Source organism: Microbacterium sp. Cr-K32 (assembly GCF_000708345.1).
GTDB classification, from domain to species: Bacteria; Actinomycetota; Actinomycetes; order Actinomycetales; family Microbacteriaceae; genus Microbacterium; species Microbacterium maritypicum_A.
Window position 1 is genome coordinate 48109 of record NZ_JARD01000023.1, and the last position, 10215, is coordinate 58323.

The window sequence follows — 10215 nt, forward strand, 5'->3', positions numbered from 1 at the left end:
CCTGATGGAACTGTTCCTCGGCATCGATGTCGGAACCTATGAGACCAAGGGCGTGCTGATCGATGCCACAGGTCACGTGCACGCCGAGGCGCGCGTCCGGCACGGGATCAGCACTCCCGCGCCTGGCATGGTCGAGCAGGATGCCGATGCAGTGTGGTGGCACGATGTCGTCGAGGTCGCCTCGACGCTACGGAAGGCGATGCCGGATGCCGTGATCGCCGCGGTCGCCTGCAGCGCGATCGGTCCGTGCGTGCTGCCGGTCGATGCCGAGCTGCGTCCGCTGCGCCCGGCCATCCTCTATGGGGTCGACACCAGGGCCACTGCGGAGATCGACATCCTCGAGACGCGCCTCGGGCGCGAGGAGATCTTCCGGCGGGCGGGCAATGCGCTGACGAGTCAGTCCGCGGGCCCGAAGATCCTGTGGATCGAGCGCAACGAACCAGCAGTCGCCGCACGCACCCGGTGGTATCTCACCAGTCAGAGCTATCTGGTCGCGCGCCTTACCGGCGAAGTCGTGATCGACCACGCGACGGCGGGGTACTTCCACCCCGGCTATGACCTCGCTCGGCTCGACTGGGGCCTCGATGGGATCGACGACCTGATCCGCCCGGAGACTCTGCCGCGGCTCGGGTGGTCGACGGATGTCGCGGGCACGGTCACAGCCGCGGCGGCCATGGCGACCGGCATCCCCGAGGGCACTCCGGTGCTGGTGGGCACGACGGATGCCGTCGCCGAGGCGGTCGGCGCATCGGTCGTGGCCACCGACGACCTGATGCTCATGTACGGATCGAGCGGGTACTTCATCCGCGTGACCGACGAGCCGCATGCGGATCCGCGGCTGTGGGCGGCGCCGTTCGCTTTGCCCGGGCGTTATGTCCTCGCTGCCGGAACCTCGACGGCGGGCACGGCGACGCGATGGATCGCCGACATGCTCGGACTCGACCACGGCGACGGCGACACGGCGATGTTCGGGCGCCTGATGGAACTCGTGCGCTCAGCGCCGCCGGGCGCGAACGGCGTGCTGCACCTGCCGCATTTCAGCGGGGAGCGCACACCCCTGCACGACCCCGATGCCAGGGCCTTGTTCAGCGGTCTCACGCTCGCGACCGGTCGTGCCGATCTCGCCCGTGCGGTGGTCGAAGGGGTCGGGGAGTCGATCGCGCTCGCGGTCTCCGCATTGCTCGATGCCGGTGCTGCCGAGCCGCGCGTGGTCGCGATCGGCGGCGGAACGCACAACGAGGTGATGGTGCAGACGGTCAGTGACCTGACGGGTCTTCGTCAGCAGACCGCCGCGACGCTCGGGGCGGCCTACGGGGATGCGATGCTCGCGGCGATCGGCCTGGGTGCCGTGACGGAGAAGCAGGCCGCAAGCTGGGTCGCCTTCCCGGGCGAGGTCGTACCCCAGGAGAATCCCGCCCCGCAGTTGCAGGCCGCCTACGAGAGTTTCCCGAAGACGTACCGCGCCCTGCGCGCGCTGAGAGAGGTGGACTGATGAGCAGGTGGCAGGAACTGGCGGAGCATCTCGCCGAGGTGAACGAGGTCGGCGAGGGCACGAAGGTCTCGGTGTTCGCGACGACCTCCTCGGTGCTCGATGCCGTGGACGCCTTCGTGGAGGAGGTGTATCGCCGGGGCGGGATGCCCCAGGTGCTGCTCGTCGAGGAGAAGTACGACCGGTTCGCGCTCGAACACGGGAGCGAGTCGCTGCTGCGTGAGGCCGCACCGCTCGAGCTGGCTTCGATGGAGTGGGCCGATGTGCACGTCTCGTTCCGAGGTATGGAACCGCCGGCGGAGGAGATCGACGGCGCCAGGCTCAGCCTGCAGCGCGAGGGCAAGGGCCTCGTGTCGACCGCACGCTGGCAGGGCACCAAGTGGACTCTCGTGCGCATCCCCACTCCTGAGTGGGCGGCGCTCATCGGTGTGCCCCGCGCGCAACTGGAGCGGGAGTTCTTCGCCGGCACGCTCGCCGACTGGGCCGCGCACCGCGCGCACCTCGAACAGCTCTGCGTCGAGTTGAAGAGCACGTCGGTCGTGCGCATCCTCGACGACGACACCGATCTGCGCCTGAACTGCGCCGGCCGCACCTGGGTGCCGTTCGCGGGGGAGGCGAATCTGCCCGACGGCGAGGTCGCCACCGCTCCGGTGGAAGACGGCGTCGACGGGCACATCACGTTCCCCGGTTCGTTCTGGTTCGGCGGGGCGACCATCTCCGACCTCCGGCTCGAATTCGTGGCAGGGCGGGTGGAGAAGGTGTCGGCCACCCGCGGCCTCGACCTCGTGGAGCGCATCCTCGAGGCCGACGGCGCCCGCCGCGTGGGCGAGCTCGGCATCGGCACCAACCCGCATGTGCAGACGATGACCGGCGACCTGCTGATCGACGAGAAGATCCTCGGCACGGTGCACATCGCGCTCGGCCGCTCCTACCCGCAGTGCGGGGGCAAGAACGAGTCGGCCATCCACTGGGACATCGTGAAGGACCTGCGGTCCTCTGGCAGGCTCGAGGCCGACGGGCGGGTGCTCATCGACCGCACGGCCTACGATCCGATCCTCTCCGGGCAGGAGCACTGACATGCGCAAGATCATCAACGACCCTCAGACGTTCGTAGACGAGACGCTCGAAGGCATCCTCCTCGCGCACCCCGACGAGCTGCGGGCGGTCACGGCGGACCGACGTGCGCTGGCGCGGACGGATGCTCCGGCACCGGGGCGCGTCGGCATCGTCACGGGTGGCGGTTCGGGGCACCTGCCGTTCTTCCTCGGCTACGTCGGTCGCGGCCTGTGCTCGGCGGTCGCCGTGGGGAACGTCTTCTCCTCGCCGAGCTCCGCCCAGATCCATGCCGCGTCCGTCGCCGTGCACTCCGACGCCGGACTCCTCTACCTCTACGGAAACTACGGCGGCGACGTGCTGAACTTCGACATCGCCGCCGAGCGCTGCCGTGCCGAGGGCATCGAGGTGCGCACGGTGCTCGGTGCCGACGACATCCAGTCCGCGCCGACCGATCGCGCGGACTCCCGCCGTGGTGTGGCAGGGCTCGTGCTCGTCTACAAGGTCGCGGGGGCGATGGCCGACCGCGGGGCCTCCCTCGACGAGGTCGAGCGGGTGACCCGCAAGGCGTCGGAGTCGACCCGCACCATGGGGGTCGGCCTGTCGCCGACCGTGCTCCCGGCAGCGGGGGAGGAGACCTTCACGCTCGATGAGGGCGAGATGGAGATCGGTGTCGGCATCCACGGAGAGCGCGGCACCCACCGCGGCCCGTTGGAGACGGCAGATGCGATCACCGACCGGTTCCTGGCTGAGATCGGGACGGAGCTCGACCTGACCGAGGGGCGCCGAGTGGCCGTGCTCGTGAACGGGTTGGGCTCGACGCCGCTCGAAGAGCTCTACGTGATGTATCGGCGGGTGCATCACACGCTCGCGGACGCCGGGGTGACCATCGGCTACCGGCTCATCGGCGAGTACGTCACAAGCCTGGAGATGGCCGGAGCCTCGCTGTCGATCATGCAGCTCGACGACGAGTTGGAGGAGCTGCTGCACGACCCGGCGGGATCACCGTTCTTCCGTCAGGGGGCGGCTCCGGTGGGGCGCGTGCTCATGGCCGAGACCGCCGTTGACGAAGACGCGGCCACGGTCGAGGTGACCCTGGCCGGATCCCGCAGCGACCTGCGCGACCTGCTCCTGACCGTGCTGCCGCAGATGGAGCGGCACCGCGAAGAGCTCCGCACCCTGGATGCCGCGCTCGGCGACGGCGACCTCGGTGTCACGGTCGCGGTCGGCAGCGCGGCGGTCGCCGATGCACTGCGACAACTTCCGGATGACCTCGACGCCCGCAGCATCCTGCGCGCGGCGGGTGATGCGTTCGCCGCAGCGAACCCCTCGACCTTCGCGGCTCTGCTCGGAAGCGGCCTGCTCGCCGCTGCGGAGCAGGTGCCGCAGGGGATCCACCTCGATCGCGCTGGCCTCGCCGACATCGTGCAGACGGTGGCGGCGAGGATCGGCGCGCAGGGCGGGGCCGTGCGCGGCGACAAGACCGTCATCGACGTGCTGCTCCCCGTCGCGGAAGCGCTGGAGGCCGGAGCGGATGCGGCCGGAGCATCGGAGGCGGCGCTCGCCGCGGTCACCGAGAGCAGCGGATGGCAGTCTCGGCGTGGTCGCGCGGGCTGGCAGCAGGAGCGCTCGGTCGGTCACGCGGATCCCGGCTCGGTCGCCGTGGCACGGTTCCTCGAGGAGGTCGTGAGAGAGCAGCAGGGCACAGGTCAGACCGGCGTCTAGGGCGCGGTGCGGGTCAGCCCCGCCGGCGACTCGCGATCTCGTCGGCGAGCTCCTGAACACGGACGGGGTCGGCGTCTTCGGCGAGGGCGACGTAGTGGTCCATGACCGCCGGACGGTAGCGCACCGGCATCGTCTGCCCGGGTGCGAGCCGGGTGAGCGCGGTGATCGTGAGGTCTTCGTCCGCGATGCCGCGGAACGAGATGCCGTCGGCGGTCTCCACATCGAGCATCAGGACCACGCGGGGACTGCCGTCGCTGCTGACCTCCCGCCAGTCGACGAGAACGCCGAGCGCGAGCGTGCCTGTGCGCAGTTCCGCATTGCGCCTGCGTGCCTCACCGCTCAGGAGCGGGTTCGGGGCGACGCCGGGGAAGTCGGGTCCGACGCCGAGCGATTTCCGACTCAGGTCGGGACGGAGCTGCTCCATCAGGTCGTCGAGCTTCTGCTTCCTCTTCTTCGAACCGAACACCAGAGCCCTCCCTCGCGCCGGTGCCCGGATCTCGGCCTGGCGCTTCGCCTCACCGCGATTGTAGGGGCGCCGGTCCCCGTCCAGCCCCGTTCGGGTGAGAGATCGCGGGCTTTCGGATCGGTCTACGCGACCGGCAGGTGCGGTGGATGGGCGACGATGCCGCCCCGCATAGTCGCCGGACGCTTCACGATGAGCCCTGCCTCTTCGGCGATGAGCGCGCCCGCTGCCCAGTCGAACTCGTACAGGTCGGTTTCGATGAAGGCGTCGACGCTGCCCTCTGCGACCAGGCACAGTCCGAGCGCGGCAGACCCGATGCTGCGCAGATCCGTGAACGCCGACATGCGCGTCGGGAGCTCCGCGAGCTGCCGCGCCCGCTGCTCGGGGTCGTAGGAGAACCCGACGGCGAGCAGCACGGGAGTGGCGTCGGTCGCCGGTCCGCGCAGCCGTCTCCGGATGCCGCCAGACTCGCGGTACGCGCCGAGTCCTGACCCCGCGGAGTAGACGTGATCGAGCTCGGGCGCATGCACGACGCCGGCGAGCCAGACACCGGAGTCCACGTCCTGCACAGCGACGGACGACCCGTAGTGCGGCAGCCCGCGCACGAAGTTCGATGTGCCGTCGAGCGGGTCTATCGACCAGCGGAGCGCGGAGCCGCCGCCGGTGGTCGCATACTCCTCACCAGACACCTCGTCGTCGGGGCGGTGCTCGGCGAGCAAGGCGCGGATAGCGCGTTCGGCCCGCAGATCGATCTCGGTGACCACGTCGCCGGATGCGCCCTTGGTGCGGAGTCCCAGTCCATCGGAGGAGGCGTCGCGATCCCTCGCCGCCTCGGCGAGCACGGCGGCTCCGGCTGAGGCCGCGGAGAGGGCGATGTCGAGCAGGTCGGATGCAGACGGCATGGCGATATCGGTCCTCCGGTGGGCGATCCTCCAGCGTAGCGCCGGCCGGCTCACGCGGAGGGTGTCAGGCGCGGTCGTGGAGGGTGATCCGGTAGCCGTCGGGGTCGGCGAACGTGAAGGTGCGGCCGAACGGTCCGTCGATCGGGTCCGCGACGATCGTGTGGCCATCGGCGAGGAGTGCATCGTGGATGGACTGGACATCAGTGGCGTGAAGCCAGATCGCGGTGCCGATGCCGGGCTGGGCGACACCGGTCAGGTCGGTGCCCGGGGCGATGTCCCGGAGGGCGAACGCGATCGGAGCCGTCTCGAAGACGACGGCGTGAGGCGGTCCTGCCGGGGAGCGGACGAGGCCGAGGGACTGCTCGTAGAACGCCTGCGAGGCGTCGAGGTCGCGTGCCTGAAGGGAGATGAAGTCGGGGCCGGTGACGGGCATGAGGCAAGTCCTTCCATTTGTGTCAGTTTTCTGACACGGGTCAGCGTATGTCAGAATACTGACATGAGTCAAGACCACGACGGGATCGACCTCGACACCTCACTGGGCTACCTGCTGAAAGAAGCGTCCAGCGCCCTGCGTGCCGCGATGGAAGAGGTGCTGCGCCCGCTCGGGATGACCATCACCCACTACTCCTGCCTCGAACTGCTGGCGCAACGACCCGGGCTGTCGAACTCCGAGCTCGCGCGCGGCGCATTCGTCACGCGACAGTCGATGAACGTGCTGCTGCAGGCGCTGGAGCGGGACGGGTTCGTGACCAGGCCGGCGGAGGCCCCGGTCGGCAAGGCTCTCCCCGCCCGCCTCACCGACCGCGGTCGTGAGAGTCTCGCGACGGCGACTGCCGCCGTCCGCTCGGTCGAGGTCCGGATGCTCTCCGGCATGACCGAGGACGAGCAGGCGGGTGCGCTGAAGATCCTCCGGAGCATGATCCGCTCGCTGCGGGAGGAGTCCTAGCCCCGAGCGGATCAGCGCCGAGCGACCACCAACGGAACCCCGGTCACCGGATGCGGGAACACGTCGACCGCCTGGCCGTAGACCTGCTCGATCCGCTCGGCGGTCAGCACCTCGGCCGGAGTGCCCGTCGCCGCGACCCTGCCCTCGGCGAGCAGCGTGACGCGGTCGGCATGCGCGAGGGCGGCATTGAGGTCGTGCAGCACGATGGCGACCGCGATCCCGGCATCCGCGCGTCCGCGGATCAGCCGCATGACGTCTTCGTGGTGCTTCAGGTCGAGAGCCGCGGTCGGTTCGTCGAGCAGCAGGAGGCCGGTGCTCTGGGCGAGCACGCGGGCGAGGGCGACCCTGGCGCGCTCGCCGCCGGACAGCGACGGCACCGCACGGGCCCGGAGTGCCGTGACCTCGGTCTGCGCCATCGCTGCGGACACCCGTTCATCGTCGTCGTCGGCCGCCGGTGTGCGGGCCCAGGGAGTCCTTCCCATCCGCACGACCTGCTCTGCACTGAACGGAAACGTGACGGTGTTCTCCTGCAGGAGCACAGCCCGCTGCTGGGCGAGCGTGCGCGGCTTGACGCGCTCGATCGGCTGGCCGTCGAGCTCGACCGCGCCGGCCTGTGCTGTGACATCTCCGGCGAGCACTCCGAACAGGGTGGATTTGCCCGCCCCGTTCGGCCCGACGAGAGCGTGGACCTCTCCGGAGCGGATCGCGATGGACGCGTCGTCGAGGATCGTCCGCCCTTCGCCGACGCGCACGGTGAGTCCCGACCCGCGGAGCCTGACGGTCATGCCCACCCTCCCGAGCGACGACGGGTGCGCACGAGCAACCACAGGAAGAACGGGCCGCCCACGAGCGAGGTGATCATGCCGATCGGCAGGTCGGCGAGCGGCACGGCCGTGCGGGCCACGAGGTCGGCGACCGCGATGAGCAGTGCGCCGCCGAGTGCCGAGGCGATCACGAGCGGCACGTGGGCGGGGCCGATCATCATCCGCATCAGATGTGGCACGACGAGACCGGCGAATCCGATGATCCCGGCGAAGGCGACCGCCGCGCACACCAGCAGCGCGACCGTCACGATCACCACGATCCGCAGCAGCTCGACATTGACGCCGAGGTGTCGCGCGGTGCGCTCGCCGAGGGCGAAGAGGTCCAGGCTCGGTGCGACGATCAGCGCGACCACCACGCCGATCAGCACGAGCGGCGCGACGAGCTGGATGTTCGACCACAGCGCGCCGTTCAGCGAACCGAGCTGCCAGAACACGATCTGCTCGCGGGTGGATGTGGTGCCGAGGAAAGTGAAGAAGGCCATGCCGGCACCGGCGATCGCATTGATGGCGATACCGGTGAGCAGGAGGGTCACGACCTCGGTGCGACCTCCGGAGCGACTGATGAAGTACACCGAGAACACCGCGACCAGGCCCCCGAGGAATGCGAACGCGGGCGTGGTCCACATGCCGAAGGTCGCGAGCCCGAACGTGATGCTGGCCGCTGCGCCGAGCGCCGCGCCCGAGGAGACGCCGACCACGCCCGCGTCCGCGAGCGGGTTGCCGAAGATCGCCTGCATGAGCACGCCCGAGACCGCGAGGGCGGCGCCGACGAGGAGGCCGAGCACGATGCGGGGCATGCGCAGGGTGAAGATCACGCCGTAGTCGGTGGAAGCCGACGGAGCCCACGCGGTGTCGACCCCGACGCCGCGCAGGAGCACGCCGATGAGGGAGGCGGGGGAGAGGTCGTACTGCCCGCTCGTGATCGACACGATGCACGTGATCGCGAGCGCGATCACCAGGCCCACCGTCACCAGGGTGAAGCGCAGACCCCGGTGCCTCGTCGGAGTCGGGGTGACGACCTCCCCGGTCACTTCGCGGGCTCGGGGGCGTACAGGGCGCGGGCCAGAGCGCCGATCACGTCGGCGGTGCGCGGACCGAAGCTCAGGATCTCGCTGTCGGCCATGTCGATCACGCGACGGTTCGCACCGGCGGGGGTCTGCGCCACGGCGGGGATCCGCTCGATCAGCCCGTCGATGCCGCCCACGGATTCGAGCCCGTCGGTCATCATCACCAGCACGTCGGGCTGCGCGGCGACGAGGGCCTCGGCGGTCATCGGCTTCATGCCCTCCCACCCGATCTCGGCCGCCACATCGACCCCGCCCACCGCGTCGATCAGCGAGTCGGCCCCGGAGTCCTCTCCGAAGATGTAGTAGACGTTCGCGCTTCCGCGGACGTAGAGGAACAGCATCCGGGCGCGATCGGCTTCGTCGGCGGGAACGACCTCGGCGATCTCCGCGAGCGTCTCGTCGACCGAGGCGTCCAGTCGATCGATGAGCGCTTCCCCGCGGCGAGGCACGCCGAGCGCGGTGGCGATCTCGGTCACGAGTGCGTCGGTGGTGTCGAGCCGACGGTCGCTGGAGATCACGACGACGGCGATGCCCGCGTCGCGCAACTGCTGACGCACCTCCTTCGGGCCGATCGTGGTGTCGGTGAGGACGACGGTCGGGGCCAGCTCGAGGATCGCCTCGGCGTTGAGCGTGTGGCCGGTCTTGGTCACGACGGGAAGGTCTTCGGTGCCGGCGAAGACGGTGGAGGCGTCGCGACCGACGACCTGATCGCCGAGCCCGAGCGCGAAGACGGTCGACGCGATCGTGCCCGAGATGTCGATCGGGAGGATCCGGTCGATATCGGTGATCTCGATCTCGTGGCCTTCGCTGTCGATCACCGTCACAGGCAGCGTCGGAGCGCTGTCGTCGTCGACGGGCTCGATCGCATGGGTCGAGAGGCAGGCAGTGGATGGGCCGATGTGCGCGCGGACGTCGTCGATCAGATCGAGTGCGGCGAGCGGGACGGATGCCTGGGGGCAGTCATCGTCGGCGACGGCGGCCGGTGCGGCCGCGCCTCCCGGCTCGGCGCAGGCCGTGAGTCCGACGGCCAACGCGGCGACGAGGAGAAGGGCGGAAGCGCGACGCATTAGGCAAGGCTATCCTAAAACTTGACGCGCGCTGATTCCCCCCTCTACGCTCGGGTTCGGCGGCTTACTTAGCTGAGCCTAACCAAAACCCAACCTTCGCCCGACTGCATTGCGGCACCGCCGGCGCGCGTGTGCTTCTGCGCGCCCGGAGCCGTGGAGAACCGTGAACGCCACAGCCACAGCATCCCCGGGGAGCGCACGCATACGCGTGCTGCTCGCCGCCTTCGTCTCCTTCCTTCTCATCGCCGCCGGCGCCGTGATCGTGCCACCCGCGCACGCCGCCGGCGCGACGGTCACTGCCACGGTCGCCTCCGCAGGCACCTCCGGAGTGAGCGTGCAGGTGCAGGCGAGCGGTCTCCCCGAAGTCGAGGGCGCATACGCGGCGCTCATCGTGAAGGGGACGGAGGCGGGCCTCTCCGGTGGTGGCGGGTACGCCGCCTTCGTGATGCCGACCGTCGCCGGAGGGGCGAGCACGTTCACGCTCGACGCACCGGCCGGCTCGCTGGACCGCACGAAGACCTATGAGGTTCTCGTCTGGCAGAAGCACTCGAACCCGAACGAGACCACGATCTACGGCCGCGGCGACGTCGGCATCTCGGCCGGGCAGTGGGACGCGGTGTTCGGTGCCGCCCCCACGGATCCGGAGACCGACCCCGGTACGGATCCGGGGACCGACCCC

General features: G+C 70.0%; 11 protein-coding genes. 5 read left to right on the plus strand and 6 right to left on the minus strand.

Annotation, left to right across the window (positions count from 1 at the left end):
* Positions 1-4: 4 nt before the first annotated feature.
* The 3 genes from GZ64_RS0112555 to GZ64_RS0112565 are packed head-to-tail and all read left to right on the plus strand — an operon-like array spanning position 5 to position 4267.
* Positions 5-1492, plus strand: a complete 1488-nt coding sequence (locus GZ64_RS0112555; protein WP_036331505.1) for an FGGY-family carbohydrate kinase — start codon at positions 5-7, stop codon at positions 1490-1492.
* The gene (locus tag GZ64_RS19490; protein ID WP_051668027.1) at positions 1492-2565 is read left to right on the plus strand and encodes an aminopeptidase; all 1074 of its coding nucleotides are present in this window, start codon (positions 1492-1494) and stop codon (positions 2563-2565) included. Before GZ64_RS0112555 ends, GZ64_RS19490 begins: the two co-directional genes overlap by 1 nt.
* A gap of 1 nt (position 2566) precedes the next feature.
* Positions 2567-4267, plus strand: coding sequence for a dihydroxyacetone kinase family protein (locus GZ64_RS0112565; RefSeq protein WP_029258780.1), 1701 nt, complete (start codon positions 2567-2569; stop codon positions 4265-4267).
* 13 nt (positions 4268-4280) lie between these two features.
* On the opposite strand, the gene GZ64_RS0112570 is transcribed toward GZ64_RS0112565, so the two are convergent.
* The 3 genes from GZ64_RS0112570 to GZ64_RS0112580 form a co-directional block, all read right to left on the minus strand.
* Complete coding sequence (locus GZ64_RS0112570; protein ID WP_029258779.1) at positions 4281-4733, minus strand: hypothetical protein; 453 nt, start codon at positions 4731-4733, stop codon at positions 4281-4283.
* Positions 4734-4855: 122 nt separating this feature from the next.
* Positions 4856-5632, minus strand: coding sequence for an inositol monophosphatase family protein (locus GZ64_RS0112575; protein WP_051668029.1), 777 nt, complete (start codon positions 5630-5632; stop codon positions 4856-4858).
* Between the two features lie 64 nt (positions 5633-5696).
* On the minus strand, positions 5697-6065 hold the full coding sequence (locus GZ64_RS0112580) for a VOC family protein (RefSeq protein WP_029266904.1): 369 nt from the start codon (positions 6063-6065) through the stop codon (positions 5697-5699).
* A gap of 63 nt (positions 6066-6128) precedes the next feature.
* Between GZ64_RS0112580 and GZ64_RS0112585 the strand changes: the two genes are divergently transcribed.
* A complete protein-coding gene (locus tag GZ64_RS0112585; RefSeq protein WP_029266907.1) occupies positions 6129-6578 on the plus strand; it encodes a MarR family winged helix-turn-helix transcriptional regulator in 450 nt (149 codons plus the stop codon).
* 11 nt (positions 6579-6589) lie between these two features.
* Here the strand turns inward: GZ64_RS0112585 and GZ64_RS0112590 are convergent, their stop codons facing one another.
* The 3 genes from GZ64_RS0112590 to GZ64_RS0112600 are packed head-to-tail and all read right to left on the minus strand — an operon-like array spanning position 6590 to position 9536.
* Positions 6590-7363, minus strand: coding sequence for a heme ABC transporter ATP-binding protein (locus GZ64_RS0112590; protein WP_029266908.1), 774 nt, complete (start codon positions 7361-7363; stop codon positions 6590-6592).
* Entirely contained in the window at positions 7360-8433 is a 1074-nt protein-coding gene (locus GZ64_RS0112595) for a FecCD family ABC transporter permease (RefSeq protein WP_029258774.1), read from the minus strand. The genes GZ64_RS0112590 and GZ64_RS0112595 overlap by 4 nt, the downstream gene beginning before the upstream one ends.
* On the minus strand, positions 8430-9536 hold the full coding sequence (locus GZ64_RS0112600) for a heme/hemin ABC transporter substrate-binding protein (RefSeq protein ID WP_029266910.1): 1107 nt from the start codon (positions 9534-9536) through the stop codon (positions 8430-8432). The genes GZ64_RS0112595 and GZ64_RS0112600 overlap by 4 nt, the downstream gene beginning before the upstream one ends.
* A gap of 163 nt (positions 9537-9699) precedes the next feature.
* Between GZ64_RS0112600 and GZ64_RS0112605 the strand changes: the two genes are divergently transcribed.
* The coding region (locus GZ64_RS0112605) for a hypothetical protein (RefSeq protein ID WP_156040319.1) at positions 9700-10215 on the plus strand (516 nt) is incomplete at its 3' end.